This is a genomic window from Aminobacter sp. MET-1, assembly GCF_026521175.1.
Lineage (GTDB): Bacteria > Pseudomonadota > Alphaproteobacteria > Rhizobiales > Rhizobiaceae > Aminobacter.
This window is the reverse complement of record NZ_JAMSHL010000007.1, coordinates 15,862-37,965: the sequence shown is the minus strand read 5'-3', so window position 1 is coordinate 37,965 and position 22,104 is coordinate 15,862. Positions and strand designations below refer to the sequence as shown.

Genomic DNA, 22,104 nt, shown 5'->3' with positions numbered 1-22,104 from the left:
GGGGCACGTAAGCTATGGAGCTATCGCTCAGCCCTTGGCGGCTGCGACCGCCTCGACCAGCGCGGCAGCGGCTGCCTTCGAGTCGAGCTCGCCGTTGAAGTGGCGGGTCACGACGTCATAAAGCGCGTTCTTGACCGCGGCCGGAGCCGCATAGCCATGCGCCATCGAGCCGAACAGCTTGCCGCTGGTGTTGGCTTCGGCCAGGTCCTTGATGCCCTTCTTGCCGCAATCGTCGAAGGCGGTGTCAGGCACATCGGTGCGCGCCGGCACCGACCCCTTGACCACGTTGAACGACGACTGGAAGGCTGGATCCTCGATGTCCGCGGCCATCTTCATCTGCGCCGCCTTCTTGTCGTCGCCGACCTTGAACATCATGAACATGTCCGAGTTGAAGGTGACCGCCCCCTGCGTGCCGGGGAAGCGGATGCAGACGAAGTCGGTGCCCGGCTTCTGGCCGGCCTTCAGGAACTCGCCCTTGGCCCAGTCACCCATCATCTGCATGCCGGCCTTGCCTTCGATGACCATGGCAGAGGCCAGGTTCCAGTCGCGGCCCGAGAAGTCCTTGTCGACATAGCTCTTCAGCTTGGCCATGCGGTCGAAGGCTTCGACCATCTTGTCCGAACCCAACGCTGCCGGGTCGAGGTCGATCATGGACGACTTGTAGAAATCGGTGCCGAGCGACAGCACGACGGCGTCGAAGATGGTGGCATCCTGCCAGGCCTGGCCGCCATGGCCGAGCGGGGTGATGCCGTTGGCCTTCATCTTGTCGAGCACGGCGACGAGTTCGTCCCAGGTCTCGGGAGCCTTGCCGCCGGCAGCGTCGAGCGCCTTCTTGTTGATCCACACCCAGTTGGTCGAGTGCACGTTCACAGGAGCGGCGATCCACTTTCCGTCATGCTTGGCGAAGTTCTGCAGGGCCACCGGAACGACCTTGTCCCAGCCTTCCTTGTCGGCCACTTCGCCGAGATCGCCCACAACGCCCTGCTTGGCCCAGTCAGTGATGTCGAAGCCAAGCGCCTGCACGGCCGTGGGCGGATCGCCTGCGGTAACGCGGGCGCGCAGCGCCGTCATCGCGGCTTCACCGCCACCGCCGGCCACCGGCATGTCTTTCCAGGTAACGCCCTGGCTCTCGAGGTTCTTCTTGAGAACGTCGAGAGCGGCAGCCTCGCCGCCCGACGTCCACCAATGAAGCACCTCGACGCTCTCGGCAGCGTGTGCCAGCGGCATCGGCGCCACGAACAGTGTCGCGATCGCTGCCGTACTCATCAAAAACTTACGCATTCCAGTTCCTCCCGGGTTGCAAGTTCCTCACGCCTGATTGCGTGACACATTTCCCTTCGGCCCCGCCTCTGGGAATTCCTCCGATCGCTTCAGCCCCGTGCCTCCTTCGGCATCCAGTGGCCCGTCCGCGCTCCGATATGCATGTTGAGCGTCTTGGTCTCGGTGTAGTCCTCCACCGCATGGCGTCCGAGTTCGCGCCCGATGCCCGACTGGCGATAGCCGCCGAAGGGCAGTTCCGAAGCGCCGTCCATGAAGGTATTCATCCAGATGGTGCCCGCGCGGACCTTGCGGCCGACGGTAAGGCAGGTGTCGAAGTCGCGGCTCCACACGCCGGCCGACAGGCCATAGTCGATCGCGTTGGCGATGCGGATCGCCTCGTCGGCAGTCTCGAAGGCAAGCACCGAAAGCACCGGTCCGAACACCTCCTCCCTCGCCACCGCCATGTCGGGGGCGACCGACGACAGGATCGTCGGCTCCATGAACTGGCCAAGGCCGAGATCGGCGGCAGACCCGCCGATGGCGACGTCAGCGCCATTGTCGCTCGCACCTTTCACGTAAGTAACGATCTTCGCAAGATGCTGCGGGGTGATGATAGCACCAACCTGCGTCGCAGGATCGAGCGGATCGCCGACCTTGACCTTGGCCGACAGCGCAGCAATCCGGCCGGTCACCTCGTCGGCGATGTCGCGATGCACGATCAGGCGCGAGCCGGCATTGCAGCACTCGCCGGCATTGAAGTAGGCGCCAAAGACGGCCGCATCGATGAAATCGTCGAGATTCGCGTCGGGAAACACGATCTGCGGGTTCTTGCCACCAAGCTCCAGCGAGACCTTCTTCAGCGTCTGCGCAGCGTTGGCCATGGTCAGCCGGCCGATGCCGGTCGACCCGGTGAACGACACCATGTCGATGTCAGGATGGCTGGTCAGCGGCGCGCCCGCCTCGGGGCCGGTGCCGACGATGATGTTGACCACGCCCGCGGGAACGCCTGCCGTCTCCAGGATTTCGCCCAGCACCAGTGTCGAACCTGACGTCAGTTCCGACGGCTTGACCACTGCCGTGCAGCCGGCAGCCAGCGCAAAGGGCAGTTTCTGGCTGACGATCAGGAACGGGAAATTCCATGGCGTGATGATCGACACCACGCCGATCGCCTCGCGCAGCACCACGCCCAGCGTACCGTCGCCCAGCGTGTTGTAGCTCTCGCCATGCAGGTCGCGGGCAAGTGCCGCAGCATAGCGCCAGATGTCCGAAGCGCCGCTGAGTTCGCCCTTGGCCTGCGAGATCGGCTTGCCTGACTCGATGCAGTCGAGGAAAGCGAGCTCGTCGGCACGCTCGTCGATGATGTCGGCGGCGCGCAGCAGGATGCGCGAGCGCTCGGCGCCGGTCATGCGCGGCCAGTGGCCGTCGTCGAACGCCTTGCGGGCCGAGGCAATCGCCCGGTTCGCGTCGACAGCGGTCGCGGCCTGATAACGGCTCACCACCGTGCCGTGGCCGGGGCTGGCGCGCTCGATCGTCTTGGCTTCAGCGCCGGCGGTCCATTTACCGTCGATCAGCATCTTGAACTCGCGGACCTTGAATCCGTCGAGCGGCTTGGGACGCATCAGAACCGTCATCACCATTCTCCTGCAAACTTGGCGGCACGCTTCTCGCTAAAGGCGGCGAGCCCCTCCTTGAGGTCGCCGGTCTTGGCGACGAGGATAGAGCCCAGCGCCTCGACAGCGGTGCCATTGTCTTCGCCATTGGCAGTGGCAATCATCAGTTTTGCGACCTCGACTGCCGCAGGGCCCCGCGCCGCGATCCGTACCGCATAGTCGCGCGCCGCGGCCACCGCCCCGCCGGTCTCGACCACATGATCGACAAGTCCGAGGGCTACAGCCTCGTCGGCGGAAAACACCTCGCCACCGAGCGCCATGCGCCGCACCACCTGAGCACTGGTCCGCCGCACCAGCCGCTGCGTGCCCGACCAGCCCGGCACCATGCCGAGCCCGGTCTCGGGCAGACCGATCTTCACATGGCGTTCGGCGATACGGATGTCGGCTGCGATCGCCAGCTCCAGCCCGCCGCCCAGTGCATGGCCGTTAATGGCGGCGATCAGCGGCATACGCAGCGTTGCCAGCCTTTCGAACACGCGATGGCCGAAGCGCACCCAGGCATGACCGAACTCGCTGGGCGTCATGCCGCCCCAGGCCTTGATGTCGCCGCCGGCCGAAAACGCCTTGCCCTCGCCTGTGAGGATCGTGACCCGGATGTCGGCATTGGCCTCGACCTCGTCGCAAGCCTGGGACAGCGCCTTCAGCATGTCGATGTCAAATGCGTTGAGCTTGTCCGGTCGGGCCGCCGTGATGATTGCGACAGGCCCGTCGAATTCGACCCTGATACGCTGGTCAGCCATTGACGACCTCCAGCCTGCGCTCGGCCTTGCGCGGAAGTTTCAGCCCGATCGGCGCCTCTGCAAACAGAGAAGAATCCATCAGCTTGAGCTTATCCGAGACGATCAGCGGAAACTCCGACTGATCAAGGATATGCGCCTGCAGTTCCACCCCCGGCGCGATCTCGGTCAGCACGATGCCTTGAGGCGTCAGCTTCATCACGCAGCGTTCGGTGACATAGGTGATGTCCTGGCCCTGCTCGACGCCGCGCCGGCCCGAGAAGGTGACATGCTCGACCTCGTTGACCAGCTTCTTGAGCTTGCCTTCCTTGTCGATGACCAGCTTGCCGCCAGCGATATCGAGCTTGGCGCCCGCATTGAACATGCCCGAGAAGACGATCTTCTTCGCCCGGGCAGTGATGTCGACGAAACCGCCCGCTCCCGCCGTCACATGCGGCCGGAAGCTGAGCTTGGAGACGTTGACCGAGCCGCTGCGGTCGATCTCGAGGAAGGACAGCAGCGAGGCGTCGAAGCCCGCGCCCTGGAAATAGGTGAACTGGTAGGGCGACGGCATGAAGGCGTCGGCGTTCGACGCACAGCCGAAGGCAAAGTCGAGCAGCGGCACGCCGCCAACAGCCCCCTGCTCGATCACCCAGGTGACCTCGCCATGCAGCCCCTCTTCCAGCAGGATGCGCGGCACGTTGGCCGATATGCCGAAGCCGAGATTGACCGCGCTGCCCGCCTCCAGCTCCTGCGCCACGCGGCGCGCGATCACCTTCTGGATGTTGAACTCGGGCACGCGGAAACTGTCGAGCGGCCGCATGATCTCACCCGAGATCGCCGGGTCGTAGGCCGTCTGCGTCGTTTGCTTCTGCTCTGGGTCGACGACGAAGTAGTCGACCAGCATGCCCGGCACGCGCACGTCATGCGGTCGCAGCGAGCCGTCCTTGGTGATGCGCTTCACCTGGGCAATGACGATGCCGCCATTGTTGCGGGCGGCCAGCGCCTGGTCGAGCCCGCCGAGATAGGCGCCCTCATGCTCGTAGGTCAGGTTGCCGCGCTCGTCCGCCGTCGTCGCCCGGATGATCGCCACCTGAGGCTTGATCGCGGGGAAGAACAGCCAGTCCTCGCCCTCGAAGCTGACCTTCCTGACCAACGGTTCGGCCGCGGCACGCGCATTCATGGCGCAGCCCTGCCGCTCGGGATCGACGAAGGTATCGAGCCCGACCTTGGTCATCACGCCCGGCCGCTTGGCCGCTGCCTCGCGATGCATGTCGAACATGATGCCCGAGGGAACATTGTAGGCCGCCACCTCCTCATTGCCGATCATCTGCCAGATCAGCGGCGGCTCGGCGCTCGACGGCCCCGACGGATAGGAGCCGCCGATGATCTTCTTGAGCAGGCCCTTCTTCGCAATGTAGTCGACACCCTTGATGCCGCTCATGTCGCCGGCGGCAATGGGGTGCAGGGTGGTCAGGTCGCGCGGATGTCCCGTCGCGTCGAAGCGCTCGCCGATCGCCCTCAGCATCAGATCGGGACAGCCGAGCCCGCTCGACGACGACACCGAGACGACGGCACCGTCGGAGATCAATGCAGCAGCCTGGGCTGCGGTGATGTGCTTGCCCATGGTCAGAGCCTCGCCTCGATGGCAACTGCCTTGCCGGTCGCGGCCGACTTGACCACTGCAAGCCCTGTCGCCAGCGACCACACGCCATCCTCGCCCGTCGCCGACGGTTTGCCCTTGCCTGATATGGCGTCGTGGAACGACTGCAAACCCGCCTCGTAGAGATTGCGCTGGTCGAGCTTGAGTTCCTGCTCGCCCTCAGCGTTGCGCAGCACGACGGAACCGACCGGCTTCTGGGTCATGACGTTGCGCGCGATGAGCGAACCCTCGGTGCCATGTACCTCGAAACCCGTCTCTGCAAACCTGGTGGTGAACGCATCGTGGAACTGGGCGATCACGCCCGACTTGAAGCGCAGCACACCCATCACGGCGTCTTCCAGCCCCGCCTGTCCCATGCCGCCAGTCTGGCTGAAGGCCACGGCCTCCACCGGATCGTCATTGAGCACGAAGCGCAAAGTGTCGGCGTCATGCACAGTGATGTCGAGGATCACACCGCCACCGGCCTGCGGCTTGTCGAGCCGCCAGCCCTGCAGATGCGGCGGCAGGTAGACGGCGTGGAACACCCGCGCCGCCAGCGGCTTGCCGATACGGCCCGCAGTGATCGCATCGCGCATCGCCCGGTGGCTCGCCGCATTGCGCAGATGGTGGTTGGTCGCAAAAACGACGCCAGCGTCACGCGCGGCCTTCACCATTGCCAGTGCATCGTCGAGCGTCAGCGCCAGCGGCTTCTCGCACAGCACATGCTTGCCGGCCCTGGCCGCTGCAATCGCCTGCTCCAGATGCAGTTCGTTGGTGGTCGAAATGTAGATGGCATCGACACCGGCATCGCCGACGATGTCGTCCAGCGACGTCACCGACTTCGCGATACCGTTCGCCTGGGCATAGTCCCGGCCACGCTCGGCATTGGTGCTCATGACCGACACCACCTCGCCGCCGGTCGCCCGGATCGCGCCGATGACCCATTCTTTGGCGATGGTGCTCGCCCCGATCAGACCCCAGCGCGTCATGCCGTCATCGCCTCTCGCTTTGTCCGCCGTGCCGCGCCGCAGCTTTCGCGCACCACCAGCCGCACCGAGGCGACCAGTGCCTCTGGCTCGAAATCACCCGAATTGATCTGCTTGAGCAGCAACTGCGCCGCCCGCCGGCCCATGCCCTGCGGATCTACCGAAACCGTGGTCAGCGCCGGCACCGCCGTCTTGGCCTCGATCACGTCATCGAAGCCGATCACGCCGAAATCGACACCCGGCTCGATGCGGGCACTGCGCAAACCGTCGCAGGCGCCGAACGCCACCGCATCGTTGAAGCACAAGGCCGCCGTCGGCCGGTCCGCCATGGCAAGCAGCCGCTCGACTGCAGTCACGCCGCCCGCACGCGACGGCGCCGAGCTGATCACCAACTCGTCCGAGGCATCCAGTCCCGCCTCCACCAGCGCATCGCGGAATCCACGCATGCGCTCGTCAAATACTGCCGTGTCGTTGAAGCCGCCAAGGAAGGCGATGCGCCGGTGACCCAGCTCTATCAGGTGGCGCACGGCGGCCGCAGCGCCTGCGTGCCCGTCCGACACGACGGAGGACACCTTGAGCCCCGGCACGTTGCGCGCCACCAGCACCACGGGAATGCCGCTGTCGACCAGCGGCCTGAGATCGGCTGACGTCGTCCCTCGCGCCGGCGACAGGATCAGCCCGGCCATGCCATGCTCGCGCATCGAGGCGATCACCTCGGCCTGGCGGTCGGGATTCTCGGCTGAATTGGCCATGAACTGGATATAGCCGGCCGACTGCACCACCATGTCCATGCCAACGGCCAGCTCAGCAAAGAAGCTGTTGGTCAGGTCGTTGACGACGATGCCGACGATCTTGGATTTCGACTGGCGCAGATTGGCAGCACTTCGGTTGTAGACATAACCGAGTTCGCGAATGACAGCGCCCACCTTGGCGCGGGTCGCCTCGTTGACCAGCGAACTGCCTTGCAGCACCAGCGACACGGTCGACTTCGACACGCCGGCGGCGCGCGCAACATCGACAACTGTCACCTTCGACTGCTTCAACGCCATCCTCCCAGAAGGGCTTGTAAGCGGGCATCTCCGGCCCGTTTTGCGAGTCCAATAATTGGAACGTTCCAAATTGTCAAGCGAGCAAGACGGCGGGGCAACCATTTCCAGGCGACCTGTCAGAGAGAAACCCAGCGAACCTAGCGCCAGAATTGTGTACAATTGGCATATTCAAACGATTTACTACGTTCTCAGGCGCTTTCAGCAGCGCGCAGGCACAACTCTTGGACCATCCGGAGCCGCTCACTCGCCGATCGGTCAAATACCAACTTGAAATTTGGAACGTTCTAAATTACGAGATGCAGCCGATCAGGGGAGGAACCCATGGCCAGGCAGGTGAAACTTCCACAGGCGGACCGTACCGTCGAGACCTACGCCCTGTCAGGCACGCCGACAGATAGGCCGGCAACGCGCCCCACATTCAGCCGCATCGCCTATGCCGCGGCCCATGTCGTCTCCGACCCGTGGGCGGATGCCACGCCCTGGAACAACCCTGTCATCGACTGGGATGCCACCATGGCTTTCAGACATCATCTCTGGTCGCTCGGTTTCCGCATCGCCGAGGCGATGGACACTTCGCAGCGCGGCATGGGGCTCGACTGGGCCGGGGCGCAGGAGCTGATCCGCCGTTCGCTGGCCGAAGCGCGCACGGTAGCGGGCGCCGACCTCGCCTGCGGCGCCGGCACCGATCAACTCGACAGGCGCGACGCCCGCACGCTTGACGACGTGATCTCGGCCTATGAGGAGCAACTCGGCTTCATCGAAAAGCACGGTGGTCGCGCCATCATGATGGCGAGCCGCGCACTCGCCCATGTCGCCCAATCCCGCGACGACTATCGCAAGGTTTATGGCCGCATTCTCGGCCAGGCCAAGGACAAGGTCGTACTGCATTGGCTGGGCGACATGTTCGATCCCGAGTTGAGAGGCTACTGGGGTGGCGAGCGTTTCGAGGACACACTGGAGACGGTGCTTTCGATCATCGCCGACCACAAGGACAAGGTCGAAGGCATCAAGATCTCGCTGCTCGACCAGGCCTATGAGGTTGAACTGCGCCACCGGCTGCCCCAGGACGTGATCTGCTTCACCGGCGACGACTTCAACTATGCCGCCCTGATCGAAGGCGACGGCACGCGCCACAGCCATGCCTTGCTTGGCATCTTCGACGCCGTCGCCCCGCAAGCCTCCAAGGCGCTGTCAGCCCTGGCCAGCAACGATCTCGCCACCTTCCGCAGCACAATCGAGCCGACGGTGCCGCTGTCGCGAAAAATCTTCGAGGCGCCGACGCAATACTACAAGGCCGGCGTCGTCTTCCTCGCCTGGCTCAACGGCCACCAGAGCCATTTCACCATGCCGGCGGGCATGCAGTCCGCCCGTGGCGCCCTGCACTACGCCGACATTTTCCGCCTCGCCGACCAGGCCAACGTTCTGGACAAGCCGGACCTGGCCGTCGAGCGCATGGCGGCGCTGATGACGCAGTACGGCTTCGCCTGACCGGCTACATCAGCCCGAGCTGCTTGTAGAAACCTAGCGCGTCGTAATAGTCGCTCTGGCTGGCGATCTTGCCGTCCTTGATCGAGAACATCGAAGCCCCGGTGAAAGAGAACTTCTTGCCGGTGGCCTTGGTGCCGTCGGCCCAGTCACCGGTGTTGGTGCCGGAAAACTCCCATTCGAACGACACGCGGTCATCCTGCACCACGGGGTTGCCCTTCATCTGCCAGACGGCGTCGGGCACGGCTTTGAGGAAATTGTCGATGACGCCCGCCTTGGCGGCGTCCTTGCCTTCGACCGGTTTGCCGACCGAAGCGTCGTAATAGACGACGTTGTCGGCAAAATGCTCGGCCGCCTTGGCCGAGTCGTGCGCATTCCACGCGGCGAGATAGGCCCCGACGACGGCCTGCGGCGTGTCCTGCGCCAACGCCGGGCCGATGGCCGGGACCGTGGCGATCAATGCAGCAAAGGTTGCGGATGCGAGAAACTGACGGCGATGCATGTCTTTTCCTCCCTTTTTCCTTCTCCCCGTTCACGGGGAGAAGGTGGCCCGAAGGGCCGGTTGAGGGGCAGCGTTTCGATCTATCGGCTTTGGCTCAGCCCCTCATCTGCCTACCGGCATCTTCTCCGTAAACGGGGAGAAGAGATCTACCCATGCGCGATCATCACGTGCCGCACGGCGGTGTAGTCCTCCAGCGCATAGACCGACATGTCCTTGCCGTAGCCGGACTGCTTGAGGCCGCCATGCGGCATCTCGTTGGTCAGCATGAAATGCGTATTGATCCAGGTGCAGCCATATTGCAGCCGCGCTGCCGTCGACATGCCGCGCGAGATGTCCTTGGTCCACACTGAAGACGCCAGGCCGTAGTCGCTGTCATTGGCCCAGTTGACCGCCTCGTCGACGTCGGAGAAACGCGTCACGGACACCACCGGGCCGAACACTTCACGGCGCACGATCTCGTCTTCCTGCAGCGCACCGGCAACGACCGTCGGCTGGTAATAGAAGCCACCGCCCTCGCCCGGTTTGCCGCCTGTCGTGATCTCGATGTGCTTGAGTTCCGAAGCGCGCTCGACGAAGGAGGCGACGCGGTCCCGCTGGCGCCTGGAGATGAGCGGACCGATCTCGTTTTCGGTGTCGTCGGCCTGGCCGAAGCGAATGGTCGACACCGCCGACGACAGGTCGGCGACAAGCTTGTCATAGACCTTCTTGCCGGCATAGATGCGGCAGGCTGCCGTGCAGTCCTGGCCGGCATTATAGTAGCCGAAGGCGCGCAGGCCGCTGACCACGGCATCGATGTCGGCATCGTCGAAGACGATCACCGGCGCCTTACCGCCGAGTTCGAGATGGGTGCGCTTGACCGATTTGGCCGCCGCCTGCAGCACCTTCTTGCCGGTGGCGACGTCGCCGGTGATCGAGATCATGCTGACCGCCTGATGGTTGATCAGCGTGTTGCCGACGCTCTCGCCACGGCCGAGCACGACATTGACCACGCCCTCCGGCAACACATCGGCGAGGATCTTTGCCAGCTTCAGCGCCGTCAGTGGCGTCTGCTCCGAAGGCTTGAAGACAACCGTGTTGCCGCCGGCAATCGCGGGCGCCAGCTTCCACGCCATCATCATCAGCGGATAGTTCCACGGCGCAATGGAGGCGACGATGCCGACCGGATCGCGTCGGATCATCGAGGTGTGGCCGGGCAGGTACTCGCCCGCCACCAACCCTGGCATCGAACGCACTGCGCCGGCAAAAAAGCGGTAGCAGTCGACGATGGCAGGAATCTCGTCGTTGAGAACGGCATTGATCGGCTTGCCGCAGTTGAGCGCCTCGAGGCGGGCGAACTCGGCCGCCTCGGCCTCGATGCGATCGGCGATCTTGAGCAGATAGCCCGAGCGCTGCGCCGGCGTCGTCTTCGACCAGCTCGCGAACGCTCTCTGGGCTGCCGTCACGGCCGTTTCGATCTGAACAGGCGAAGCCTCCGGCAGGCTCAGGATCGTCTCGCCGGTGCGCGGATTGAGGATCGCCTCCTCGGTTTCGGTGCCCCGCTCGAACTTCGAGCCGATCAGCATTTGGGTGTCCATGTAAGCTCTCCCTGGATCAGTGTCTTTTGGGAGCGAATAGCGAATAGTGAGTAGCGAACAGGGTTCTCCAATCGCCGTTCTATTCGCTATTCACTACTCCCTATTCGCTGTTTTCATTTCCCCGCCCCGGCGATCTGGTCGCCTTCGCGGGTCAGGTAATAGGCGGCAAGGATGGGCAGCAGGGTCGCGAGAACCACGACCATGGCGACCACATTGGTGACCGGGCGCTGGCGCGGCCGCACCAACTCCTCGAGCATCCAGATCGGCAGCGTCTGCTGCTGCCCGGCAGTGAAAGTGGTGACGATGACCTCGTCGAACGACAGCGCAAAGGCGAGCATGCCGCCGGCGAGAAGTGCTGTTCCGATGTTGGGCAGGATCACATATCGGAACGTCTGGAAACCGTCGGCGCCGAGATCCATCGACGCCTCGAGCAGCGAACCCGAGGTACGGCGGAACCGCGCCACCGCATTGTTGTAGACGACCACGACGCAGAAGGTCGCGTGTCCCAGCACGATTGTCCAGAATGAGAACGGGATCTCCGCCAGGCTGAACGCCGAGCGCAATGCGATGCCGGTAATGATGCCGGGCAACGCGATGGGCAGGATGACCAACAGCGAGATCGCCTCGCGGCCGAAGAAACGGGTCTGGCTGACGGCGGCAGCGCAGAGTGTGCCGAGCACGAGCGCAATTGCCGTAGAGATCGCCGCGACCTGCACCGACAGTCCCAGCGCCTGCCAGACATCCGGCCGGCCCCACGTCACCGCAAACCACTGCGTGGTGAAACCGGGCGGCGGCCACTGGTAGCTCTTCTCCTCGGTCGTAAAGGCATAGACGAAGATCAGCAGGATCGGCAGATGCAGGAAAGCAAGCCCTGCGGCAGCCGCGATCTTCAGTCCGCGCGGGGCCGATTGGGAACGGTCAGAGCGCATCGAAAGCTCCCATGCGTTTGGCGCCCCACAGATAAAACCCCATGATGACGATAGGCACGACGGTGAAGGCCGCGGCGAGCGGGATGTTGCCGGCAGTTCCCTGCTGGGCATAGACGGCCTGGCCGATGAACAGTCTCGATGTACCGATGATCTGCGGGATGATGTAGTCGCCGAGCGTCAGCGAGAAGGTGAAGATCGAGCCTGCGACAATGCCGGGCAGCGCCAGCGGAAACAGCACGTTGCGGAATGTCTGCCCGGGCGAAGCGCCGAGATCGGACGATGCCTCGACCAGATTGCCCGGCACGCGCTCCAGTGCGGCCTGGATCGGCAGGATCATGAACGGCAGCCAGACATAGACGAAGACGATGAAAGTACCGGTGAACGACACCGACAAGGAGTTGCCGCCGACGACCGGCAGCGACAGCCAGCTGTCGAGCAGCCATGAGAGATGCAGCTTGGCGAACAGCCAGGTGAGGATGCCTTCCTTGGCCAGGATCAGCTTCCACGCATAGATCTTGACCAGGTAGCTCGACCACAAGGGCAGCATGACGCCGAGATAGAACAGCGCTTTCCACGTGCCGCGGGCATAACGTGCCGCATAGTAGGCGATGGGAAATGCGACGATGGCAGAAGCCAGCGTCACGACCGCGGCCATCGTCACGGTGCGGACGATGATGTCGACATTCGCCGCCTGGAACAGATCGCCATAGGTCTTGAGTGTGAACTGGCGGCTGATCAGGCCCGAATACTCGTCGATCGAAAAGAAGCTCTGTGCCAAAAGCGCCAGTAGCGAACCGATATAGATGACACCGAGCCATAGGAGCGGCGGCGCCAGCATCAGGAAAAGCAGCAGCGCCGGGCGGCGCCACAACAGGTCCGACAGCGACCCGGCAAGGCCGCCGCGCTTGGGCAGGATCGCAGCCGCGCCCGTCGAGCCGGTAACAGCCTGGACGCTCATGCCTGCTCATCCATCAAATGGAGCTGGTCGCGGTTGAAGGTCAGCACGACATGGGCGCCGTCCTCGGGGACAGCGGTGCCCGACGGCACTGTCACATGAAGTCTGAGGCCGTCGGCGTCGAGCGCAAGCTTGGTTGCGGCACCGAGATAATGGCGGGAGACGATGCGTGCAGCGACGCCGTCACCCGTCGCATCGCGTCCGACGCGGATCTGTTCCGGCCTCAGGCTGCCCCAGCGATGCTGGCCGGCATAACGCTGGACGAATTCGGGCGGCAGCACGTTGGACGAGCCGACGAAATCGGCGACGAAGCGCGAAGCCGGACGCTGGTAGATGTCTTCGGGTGCGCCGACCTGCATGATGCGGCCATTGTTGAACACGGCAACCCGGTCGGCCATCGACAGCGCCTCGCCCTGGTCGTGGGTGACGAAGACGAAGGTGATGCCGAGCGCCTTCTGCAAGGCCTTGAGCTCTTCCTGCATGCTCTCGCGCAGCTTGAGGTCGAGCGCGCCAAGCGGCTCGTCGAGCAACAGCACCTTGGGCTTGTTGACCAGCGCGCGCGCCAGCGCCACGCGCTGCCGCTGGCCGCCCGACAGCTGCCCCGGCTTGCGGCTGCCATAGCCCGGCAGCTGCACAAGCTTGAGTGCGTCTTCAGCAGCGCGGTGGCGCTCGTCCTTGCCGATGCCCTTGACCATCAGCCCGTAGGCGACGTTGTCGAGCACGTTGAGATGCGGGAACAGCGCGTAGTCCTGGAACACCGTGTTGACGTTGCGCCGGTAGGGCGGCACACCCTCGGCGCGTTCACCGAAGATCGAGATGCTGCCCGAGGTCGGTTGCTCGAAACCGGCGATCAGCCTGAGGCAGGTGGTCTTGCCCGAGCCCGAAGGCCCCAGCATGGCAAAGAACTCGCCGGGTTTGATCTCGAGGTCGACAGCATCGACCGCGTGCACCGCGCCGAAGTGGCGGGAGGTTTTCTGAAAGGCGACTGCTGGGGTCATCGTCTTTAGCTTCCGAAGTCTGGGCCATGCTGGCAGGGTGATGTGCCCATGCCATGGCTGCGCATCCGGCCGACCCACGGCCGCCGATGCTTGTCTGCCGCCGTCACGCGGTCGTTTCAGGTCGGTTGGTGCCCTCCGCCCCCTCTCCCCGCGGGGGAGAGGGTTGGCCGCAAGCGGCCTGGCGAGGGGGGCATCGTTTCGTTGCCGGCCTCAGCGGCCGCCGATCACGCCGATATAGTCCGACACCCAGCGGTAGTAGGGCACGCACTGGTCGTTCTGGGTGGCGCATTTCGACACCGGCGTCTTCCAGAACTTGATCTTGGCAAAGTCCTCGAAGCCGTTGGTCTTGCAGCCTTCGTCGGTGAGCAGCGCGTTGCCCTTGCAGGCAGCCGGCACTGCCGGGTTCGAGCCGAACCAGGACGCGAGATCGCCCTGCAGCTTGGGGTTCAGCGAATGCTCGAGCCACATGTAAGCGCAGTTCGGATTGGCAGCCTCGACATGCATCATCGTCGTGTCGGCCCAGCCCGTGGCGCCCTCTTCCGGAATGGTCGAGGCGATCGGCTGCTTCTCCGACTTGAGCAGGTTGACCTGGAACGGCCACGAGCCTGAGGCGACAACGCCTTCATTCTTGAAGTCGTCGACCTGGATCATGGCGTCGTGCCAGTAGCGGCCGGCCAGTGTGCGCTGGACGCGCAGCAGGTCGAGGGCTGCCTTGTACTGGTCTTCGTTGAGCTCGTAGGGGTCCTTGATGCCAAGGTCCGGCTTGTGCGCCATCAGGTAGTTGGCGGCATCAGCGATGTGAATCGGCCCATCATAGGCCTGGACGCGCCCCTTGTTGGGCTTGCCGTCTGGCAGGTCCATCGGCTCGAACACGATGTTCCAGCTCTTGGGCGCTTCCTTGAAGACGTTGGTGTTGTACATCAGCACGTTGGGGCCCCACTGGTAGGGCACGCCGTAGTGCTTGCCCTCGACCGTGAACCACGGCGCATCCTTGAGACGGTCATCGACGGTCGACCAGCTCTTGATCAGGCTTGTGTTGATCGGCTGGACGCGCTTGCCGGCAACCAGGCGCAGCGAGGCGTCACCCGAGGCGGTGACGAGGTCGAAGCCGCCCTCGTTCATCAACGCCACCATTTCGTCCGATGTCGCGGCCGTCTTGACGTTGACCTTGCAGCCCGTCTGCTTTTCGAAGTCGCTGACCCAGTCGTAATTCTTGTCGGTCTCGCCGCGCTCGATGTAGCCCGGCCAGGCGATGATGTTGACCTGGCCTTCGCCCTTGCCGACTTCCTTCAGCTCCTGCGCGACGGCCTGTCCGGAAAAGCTGCACGCCAAGGCGATGGCTGTGCAGGATTTCAAAAATGACTTCATGTCGATTCTCCCATTTGCAGGGGGCCGCTCTCGATCGGCGGTATTGCCCTGATATGGAAGGTGCTGCGAATGAGCAGGTTTCGCAAATTCATTCGATAGAAGGGTGATATCGGTTTTTCCGATACCTAGAGCAACGCGCGTGCATTCGGATGAGCAACGGGCGCTCTTGCGCCTTAAGGCAAAGTATCGATCCCGGTATTCGGGCCGGTGCGCTCAGAGCTTCTGGCGCAGGGTTCTTTGCCCTTGGGCGACGCCGATGAAGTCGCGCGCGGCGGCCGGAAGCGACGAGCCTCGCCGCCAGACCATGCCCACCTGAACCACTGGCAGCGAGCCGGAGACATCGCGGGATTCGATGCGGTCGCCTTCCAGCGACCAGGGCCGGTAGACAAGGTCGGGCAAAAGCGCCACCCCTGCCCCTGTCGCCACAAGCGAGCGCACTGCCTCGACCGAACGGGTGCGAAAGGCAACATGCGGCTTGGCCCCGATGGCAGAAAGCAGCTTGCCGGTGTTCTCCTCGATCTCGTCGACGGAGAGCATGATCAGCGGCTCGCCGGCGATGTCACCGACGCCGATGATCTCGGCCGACGCCAGTGGATGGCCGAGCGGCAGCCACAGGCGATAGGCCGAGACCTCGAGGATTTCCGATTGCAGCGCCATGCGGTCGCGCAAATTGGAGGTCACCATGACGGCGACGTCGAGCTTGCCGCCGACCAAAAGGTGCTCGAGATAGTCGCCATTGTCTTCGATGGCCGAAATCTCGACCGCCGGATGGGCGCGGCGATAGCGGGCCAGCAGGTCCGACAGCACATAGCCCGCGACCAGCGAGGTGACGCCGAGCTTGAGCTGGCCCGTCGTCGCCGCCTGTCCGCCGAAGAAGGTGCGGCGCGCGTCCGACACGTCGGCCAGGATCTTGGTGGCGTGGCGCAGGAACTGGTGGCCCTTGTGGGTGATGTTGAGCCCACGCGGATGGCGCTCGAACAACTCGACGCCGAGATCTCCCTCCAGTTCCTTGATCGCCTCGGTCACCGACGACTGCGAGATCGACAGGTTCTGCGCCGCACGCGAGATCGTGCCCTGCTCGGCAACGGCAACGAAGAACTGAAGCTGGCGAAGCGTGAAGGCCATGGCCGGAGTAGACAGGGCGGCGGGAGATTTGGAAAGGCCTGCGGTGGTGATGTCCCATCCTTCTCCCCGAGTGTCAGAAGACTGGAGGCGGACGAAGCAAACCTCCTTCGGCCTCGCGATCCTTCGCCCCCTCTGGCCTGCCAGCCATCTCCCCCACAAGGAGGGAGATTAGTCGCGCCGCCGGATGCGCCCATCCTGCCACGCCGCAGAGAGTCGCACTGAAGAGCCCAGAAGACTGGCTACCTGGGCAATTGCGCGAAGCGCGGATGAAGCCGTGATTGGCGCGCCCGCCTGCTCTCAAACAAAACAAGGCGGGGAAATCCCCGCCTTGTTGCAAAAGCTGATGTTCCGGGCGCGGCGGCCCGATGGCGCCGCTTAGTGCAGCACCAGCACATCCCCGGACGAGAAACTGATCTCGGTCTTTTCGCCGACGACTGGCGGCGGGGTCGAGGAATTGTTGAAGGTGTCAAGCGAGACGACGTTCTGGCCGACGCCGACGCGGACGCGGATGACGGAGCCGAGGAAATGCACGTCGGCGATCTGGCCGGTAAGGCTGGTGTCAGTGCCGGGACGACGGCCGAGCGAGATTGCTTCGGGGCGCAGGGCGAGCGACAGCGTGTCGCCCGACTTGGAGCCGTTGAGCTTGCCCTGGAGCCCGACTTCCTCGGTGTTGATCCGGACCTTGCCGGTCGCGGCATCGGAGACGGTGCCTTCGAGCACGTTGAGGGTGCCGACGAAATTGGCGACGAACTTGGTCGAGGGACGGTTGTAGATCTCGAACGGCGTGCCGGTCTGGTCGGCGCGACCTTCGTTCATGACCACGATGCGGTCGGACATCGACAGCGCCTCTTCCTGGTCGTGGGTGACGAAGATGGTGGTGATGCCGAGCTTCTTCTGGATCGAGCGGATTTCCTCGCGCAGCGAGATGCGCACCTTGGCATCGAGCGCCGACAGCGGCTCGTCGAGCAGGAGCAGCTTGGGCTTGGGTGCGAGTGCGCGCGCCAGGGCGATACGCTGCTGCTGGCCGCCTGACAGCTGGTAAGGGTAGCGGTCGCCGAAATCGGGCAGCTTGATGATGTTGAGCATCTCCTGGATGCGCGCCTGCGCCTCGGCCTTGGGCACGCCGGCGACCTTCAGGCCGAAGCCGATGTTCTGCGCGACCGTCAGGTTGGGGAACAGCGCATAGGCCTGGAACACCATGCCGATGTTGCGCTGGTTGGGCTTGAGACCGGTGACGTCCTTGCCGCCGATCAGCACCTTGCCCGCACTTGGCTCCTCGAAGCCGGCGACGATGCGCAGCATGGTGGTCTTGCCGCAGCCCGACGGTCCGAGGAAGGAGACGAACTCGCCGGCGCCGACGTCGAGGTTGAAATCCTTGACCACGGCAACGTTGCCGAAGGACTTCTTGACGCTCTGGATGGAAAGAAAGGGATCGGCCATTGGCTTTTGCTCTTCTTGTTCAGTTCGGGCGGTTTGCCGACTTCGGCGCGAAACGGGCGAGGATCTGGATCACCGACATGCAGCCCCAGGTGATGGCAAAGGCGATGACCGCGAGCGCCGCCGGCTCATATGCGCGGTTGGCGCCGATGTTCTGCAGGTAGGGTCCGAAGGCCGGCCGGTTGAGCAGGCTTGCAAGCGTGAACTCGCCGATGACGATGGCGAAGGTCAGGAAGGCCCCCGACAACACGGCGATCAGCACGTTGGGCAGGATGACACGCGCGATGATCGTGCCCCAGCCTGCGCCGAGGATCTGGGCCGCCTCGGTCAGGGTGCGCACATCGATGGTACGCAGTCCGGTGTCGACGGCCCGGTACATGTAGGGCAGTGCCAGCGTCGCATAACCTATGACCAGCAACGCATCGGTGCCGCGTGCCGAGCCGAGGAACGGCAGAGGCGAGTTGGAACCGTACATCCTGATGTAGCCGAAGACGATGACGATGGCCGGGATGACCAGCGGCAGCAGCGTGATGAACTCGACGATAGGCCTCAGGTGCGGCATGCGCAGCCTGATCCAGTAGGCGGTCGGCACGACGAGGAACACGCCGAGCAGGATGGTGAACACCGCCACCGTCACCGAATAGGCGAATGTTTCCTGGAAGCGGCTGTCGCCGAGCACGACGCGATAGGCGTCGAAGGAATAGACGCCTCGGCGCATGCGCAGCGAGAACTCGAAGGTGGCGATCAGCGGAATGAAGAAATAGGCGGCGCCGACGATAAAGACGAGCCAGGCCCAGAAGCGAGAGGTCTTCATTTGAGCCACCTCTCCGAGCGGGTACGGAACCAGATGTAGAAGATGTTGGCGAGGCCGGTGACCACGATCATGCCGAAGGCAAGCGCATAGCCGAGATGCGGGTTGTGCAGCACGTCGCCGCGGATCTGCGCATAGAGCTTGATCGGCACGATGTTGAGCGACGAGCCGGTAAAGGCATAGGCCGTGGCAATGGCGCCGAAGGAATTGGCGAACAGCAGGATGACCGTGCCGAGGAAGCTCGGCCACAACACCGGAATGACGACCATGCGCCAATATTGCCATGTGGTGGCGCCAAGCGTTGCGGCCGCCTCGCCCCATTCCTTCTTCAGGCCATCGATGGCCGGCGTGATGATGACGATCATCAGCGGAATCTGGAAAAACAGGTAGACGAGGATCAGGCCCCACGACGTCAGCACGTTGAAGCCCATGGCGTAGATGTCGATGCCGATGCCGCGCAACAGCACCGTCACCAGGCCGAGGCGGCCGAGCGTCGCCAGGAACGCGAAGGCCAACGGCACGCCGGCGAAATTGGAAGCGACACCCGAGAACGTCATGGTCGACGAACGCACCCAGCTCGGCAGGCCGCCACGCACGATGGCGATTGCCATGGCGAGGCCGACGAAGGCGCCGATGGTGGCCGACCAGAAGCTGATCTTGATCGACACCCAGTAGGCATCGCGGATCGAAGCGTCGAGGAACAGCTGGCGGATGTTGTCGAGCGTGTACTGGCCCTGGTCGTTCTGGAACGCGCCGATGACAAGATAGAGCGTCGGCAGGATCAGAAACATCAGGGCGAAGATGAAGAACGGCGCGACGCCGAGCCAATGGGTCGGCAAGCGGAAACCGCTGCGCGCATCCGGCGGAGCGGAGCGGGCGGCATCAGCCGTGGTGGTCATACTGGCCTGGGTCATGGGGCGCCGTCGCTGGAGCAATTCAACCGACAGGCGGTTTTCCGCCCGGAACTGCGTCGAAACAAGGTGTCAGAACGTTTTCGCAATGCCAATGGCGGCCGAGACGCTCTGGAGAAAATACGGGCGGCCGCAAGCGGCCGCCCGCTGTCAGAGGATACGATTACTTGACGTTGGCGCCGACGACGGCATCCCACTGCTTGGTGATCGCTTCCTTGGCCTTGGCCTGGTCGTCAAGCGTCGGGAACACGGCCTTTTCATAGGCAGCGGCCGGCGGCAGCTTGTCGAGCATGTCCTGCGGGATCTTGCCGTTCTTGGCGAGATCGTTGAAGCGGATCGGGTGGCAGTAGCCCTTCAGCCAGCCGAGCTGACCTTCGTCGGAATAGAGGTACTCCATCCACAGCTTGGCAGCGTTCGGATGCGGTGCGTAGGCGCTGATCGCCTGCACGTAGACGCCGGCGACGACGCCAGACTTCGGAACGACGACTTCAACCGGCGGGTTGCCGTTGAGGGTGTCGCGGCCGGCAAGCGCGTTGTAGTCCCAGGTGATCAGGATCGGGGTCTGGCCCTGAGCCAGCGTCGCCGACTTGCCGATAACAGGAACGAAGTTGCCCTTGGCGTTCAGCTCCTTGAAGAAGGCGAGACCCTTCTCGGCGGCCGAAGCAGCGTCGGTGGCACCCGAGCCGAGGCCGGCAGCGTAAACGCCCTGGATGGCCTGGTTGGAAGCGCGCGGATCGCCGGCGAGAGCGACCGAGTTCTTGTACTCGTCCTTGAGCAGATCGGCCCAATCCTGCGGGGCGTTCTTGACGAGGTCCTTGTTCACTTCGAACGACAGCACGCCGTAATAGTCGCCATACCAGAAGCCGTCAGCGTCCTTGGCGGTATCCGGGATCGAATCCCAGGTCGATACCTTGTAGGGCTGGATCAGGCCGTCGGCCTTGGCCTGCGGACCATAGGAGAGACCGACGTCGATGACGTCAGGCGCCTGCGGGCCCTTGTTGTCCTTGTTGGCCTTGATGGCCTCGATCTCGTCGCTGGAGCCCGCGTCGGGGTTCAGTTCGTTGACGGTGATCTCGGGATACTTCTTCTTGAAGCCATCGATGACCGCGCCGTAACCGCACCAGTCATGTGGCAACGCGATGGTGGTGAGCTGGCCTTCCGCCTTGGCGGCGGCCTCGAGCGCAGCGAGATCCTGCGCGGAAACGATCGCAGTCGTCACCATCAGCGACGCCGCGGTGAGGGAAAGCACTTTCCCCGTAAGCTTGAACATGTTGTCCTCTCCGTTGAACTAAACGCCCTGAGACGTCTGCGATGCGGTATCGGCTTCATGTGACAATCACATGAAGGTTACGTGAAGCCGTACCCCGCAGTGGAAAAAAGTTAACTACTTTTAATCGGTTGTCGCAATCGTCGCCGTTGTTTTCCGGCTAATTAATTCGGGGCTCCCCAGCCCTTCCCCTCCCCTTTTATTGACGTTGATAAGATGGAAGTTCCTTAGCCGACACTTGTCTCAAACCGTCCCCTCGATGGCGTTTTCAAGCAAGCCGAGGGCGGCCTTCTTGGTGAGCTTGACCGGGTTGCCGCCGGCGGTCGGATCGACCACCGCCATGTCGGCGATCAGGGTCTTGCGCTTCTTGTCCATGTCGAGGCCCTTGATCAGCCCCGGCAGCGCGTGCGGCACCTTCAGTTCCTTGCGCAGCTTGATGACCGCCTTGGCAAAGCCGTCGAAGCCGCCCTTGATGCCGCAATAGGCCGAAAGGCGGACGATCTTCTCCTCGATGGCGTCGCGGTTGAAGGCGAGCACGTAAGGCATGAACACGGCGTTGGTCATGCCGTGATGGGTGTCGTAGAGCGCGCCGATCGGATGCGACAGCGAGTGGATGGCGCCGAGCCCCTTCTGGAAGGCGGCCGCACCCATGGCGGCAGCGCTCATCATGTGGGCGCGGGCGGTCAGATCCTTGCCGTTGGCAAAGGCCTTGGGCAGGTTCTCGAACACCAGGCGGATGCCCTCGACGGCGATGCCGTCGGCCATCGGATGGTAGCCGGGCGCGCAATAGGCCTCGAGGCAGTGGGCGAAGGCATCCATGCCGGTACCGGCGGTGATGAAGGACGGCATGCCGACCGACAGCTCGGGATCGGCAATGACGATCGCCGGCAAAAGCTTGGGATGGAAAATGACCTTCTTGGTGTGGGTCTCTTCATTGGTGATGACACCAGCGCGGCCGACTTCGGAACCGGTACCGGCAGTGGTCGGCACGGCGATGATGGGCGCGATGGCGTCGGAATTGGCACGGGTCCACCAGTCGCCGATGTCCTCGAAGTCCCAGACGGGAAGCGTCTGACCAGACTGGAAGGCGATCAGCTTGCCGAGGTCGAGCGCCGAGCCGCCACCAAAGGCGATGACGCCGTCATGCTTGCCCTTCTTGAACACCGCAATGCCCGCGGTGAGGTTCGCTTCGACCGGGTTCGGCTTGACCTCGGAAAAGACGCCGTAGGGAATCTTGGCCTCGTCGAGGATCTTCAGCGTCGAGGCGACGACCGGCAGCTTGGCAAGGCCGGGATCGGTGACGAACAGCGGACGCTTGATGCCGGTGGCGGCAAGCGCGTCGGGCAATTCGGAGATACGGCCGGCGCCGAAACGCACGGTTGTCGGGAAGTTCCATTTGGAAACGAGTTTGGACACGTC

At 63.7% G+C, this 22,104-nt stretch carries 19 protein-coding genes; 1 reads left to right on the top strand and 18 read right to left on the bottom strand.

Annotated elements, in window-relative coordinates; genetic code table 11:
- Nucleotides 1-27: 27 nt before the first annotated feature.
- The 6 genes from NDO48_RS12050 to NDO48_RS12025 form a co-directional block, all read right to left on the bottom strand.
- A complete protein-coding gene (locus NDO48_RS12050; RefSeq protein WP_026227486.1) occupies nucleotides 28-1,281 on the bottom strand; it encodes an ABC transporter substrate-binding protein in 1,254 nt (417 codons plus the stop codon).
- Between the two features lie 89 nt (nucleotides 1,282-1,370).
- Nucleotides 1,371-2,891: an aldehyde dehydrogenase family protein gene (locus tag NDO48_RS12045; RefSeq protein WP_267321522.1), complete on the bottom strand. Its 1,521-nt coding sequence runs from the start codon at nucleotides 2,889-2,891 to the stop codon at nucleotides 1,371-1,373.
- On the bottom strand, nucleotides 2,891-3,670 hold the full coding sequence (locus tag NDO48_RS12040; protein ID WP_018429370.1) for an enoyl-CoA hydratase/isomerase family protein: 780 nt from the start codon (nucleotides 3,668-3,670) through the stop codon (nucleotides 2,891-2,893). Before NDO48_RS12040 ends, NDO48_RS12045 begins: the two co-directional genes overlap by 1 nt.
- The gene (locus NDO48_RS12035) at nucleotides 3,663-5,273 is read right to left on the bottom strand and encodes an acyl CoA:acetate/3-ketoacid CoA transferase (RefSeq protein WP_267321521.1); all 1,611 of its coding nucleotides are present in this window, start codon (nucleotides 5,271-5,273) and stop codon (nucleotides 3,663-3,665) included. Before NDO48_RS12035 ends, NDO48_RS12040 begins: the two co-directional genes overlap by 8 nt.
- A 2-nt stretch (nucleotides 5,274-5,275) precedes the next feature.
- Nucleotides 5,276-6,277: a Gfo/Idh/MocA family protein gene (locus NDO48_RS12030; protein WP_267321520.1), complete on the bottom strand. Its 1,002-nt coding sequence runs from the start codon at nucleotides 6,275-6,277 to the stop codon at nucleotides 5,276-5,278.
- On the bottom strand, nucleotides 6,274-7,323 hold the full coding sequence (locus tag NDO48_RS12025) for a LacI family DNA-binding transcriptional regulator (RefSeq protein WP_416377197.1): 1,050 nt from the start codon (nucleotides 7,321-7,323) through the stop codon (nucleotides 6,274-6,276). The genes NDO48_RS12030 and NDO48_RS12025 overlap by 4 nt, the downstream gene beginning before the upstream one ends.
- Nucleotides 7,324-7,644: 321 nt before the next feature.
- Here NDO48_RS12025 and NDO48_RS12020 point away from each other — a divergent pair, with 321 nt between their 5' ends.
- Nucleotides 7,645-8,811, top strand: coding sequence for a dihydrodipicolinate synthase family protein (locus NDO48_RS12020; protein ID WP_267321518.1), 1,167 nt, complete (start codon nucleotides 7,645-7,647; stop codon nucleotides 8,809-8,811).
- 4 nt (nucleotides 8,812-8,815) lie between these two features.
- On the opposite strand, the gene NDO48_RS12015 is transcribed toward NDO48_RS12020, so the two are convergent.
- The 12 genes from NDO48_RS12015 to NDO48_RS11960 form a co-directional block, all read right to left on the bottom strand.
- The gene (locus tag NDO48_RS12015) at nucleotides 8,816-9,310 is read right to left on the bottom strand and encodes an ester cyclase (RefSeq protein WP_018429375.1); all 495 of its coding nucleotides are present in this window, start codon (nucleotides 9,308-9,310) and stop codon (nucleotides 8,816-8,818) included.
- A 146-nt stretch (nucleotides 9,311-9,456) separates the two neighbouring features.
- Nucleotides 9,457-10,884 carry a gamma-aminobutyraldehyde dehydrogenase gene (locus NDO48_RS12010; RefSeq protein WP_018429376.1) on the bottom strand — a complete coding sequence of 476 codons (1,428 nt, stop codon included), beginning with the start codon at nucleotides 10,882-10,884 and terminating at the stop codon, nucleotides 9,457-9,459.
- A gap of 113 nt (nucleotides 10,885-10,997) precedes the next feature.
- Nucleotides 10,998-11,813: an ABC transporter permease gene (locus NDO48_RS12005; RefSeq protein ID WP_018429377.1), complete on the bottom strand. Its 816-nt coding sequence runs from the start codon at nucleotides 11,811-11,813 to the stop codon at nucleotides 10,998-11,000.
- Entirely contained in the window at nucleotides 11,803-12,771 is a 969-nt protein-coding gene (locus NDO48_RS12000; RefSeq protein WP_267321517.1) for an ABC transporter permease, read from the bottom strand. Before NDO48_RS12000 ends, NDO48_RS12005 begins: the two co-directional genes overlap by 11 nt.
- A complete protein-coding gene (locus NDO48_RS11995) occupies nucleotides 12,768-13,766 on the bottom strand; it encodes an ABC transporter ATP-binding protein (RefSeq protein ID WP_267321516.1) in 999 nt (332 codons plus the stop codon). The genes NDO48_RS12000 and NDO48_RS11995 overlap by 4 nt, the downstream gene beginning before the upstream one ends.
- 210 nt (nucleotides 13,767-13,976) lie before the next feature.
- A complete protein-coding gene (locus tag NDO48_RS11990; RefSeq protein WP_018429380.1) occupies nucleotides 13,977-15,134 on the bottom strand; it encodes an ABC transporter substrate-binding protein in 1,158 nt (385 codons plus the stop codon).
- A 213-nt stretch (nucleotides 15,135-15,347) separates the two neighbouring features.
- Complete coding sequence (locus NDO48_RS11985; RefSeq protein ID WP_018429381.1) at nucleotides 15,348-16,259, bottom strand: LysR substrate-binding domain-containing protein; 912 nt, start codon at nucleotides 16,257-16,259, stop codon at nucleotides 15,348-15,350.
- 375 nt (nucleotides 16,260-16,634) lie between these two features.
- Nucleotides 16,635-17,699: an ABC transporter ATP-binding protein gene (locus tag NDO48_RS11980; protein ID WP_018429382.1), complete on the bottom strand. Its 1,065-nt coding sequence runs from the start codon at nucleotides 17,697-17,699 to the stop codon at nucleotides 16,635-16,637.
- Nucleotides 17,700-17,718: 19 nt separating this feature from the next.
- Entirely contained in the window at nucleotides 17,719-18,510 is a 792-nt protein-coding gene (locus tag NDO48_RS11975; RefSeq protein ID WP_018429383.1) for an ABC transporter permease, read from the bottom strand.
- Nucleotides 18,507-19,406, bottom strand: a complete 900-nt coding sequence (locus NDO48_RS11970; protein WP_026227490.1) for an ABC transporter permease subunit — start codon at nucleotides 19,404-19,406, stop codon at nucleotides 18,507-18,509. The genes NDO48_RS11975 and NDO48_RS11970 overlap by 4 nt, the downstream gene beginning before the upstream one ends.
- 175 nt (nucleotides 19,407-19,581) lie before the next feature.
- Complete coding sequence (locus tag NDO48_RS11965; protein WP_018429385.1) at nucleotides 19,582-20,688, bottom strand: ABC transporter substrate-binding protein; 1,107 nt, start codon at nucleotides 20,686-20,688, stop codon at nucleotides 19,582-19,584.
- A 240-nt stretch (nucleotides 20,689-20,928) separates the two neighbouring features.
- On the bottom strand, nucleotides 20,929-22,101 hold the full coding sequence (locus tag NDO48_RS11960) for an iron-containing alcohol dehydrogenase (protein WP_267321515.1): 1,173 nt from the start codon (nucleotides 22,099-22,101) through the stop codon (nucleotides 20,929-20,931).
- Between the last annotated feature and the right edge of the window lie 3 nt (nucleotides 22,102-22,104).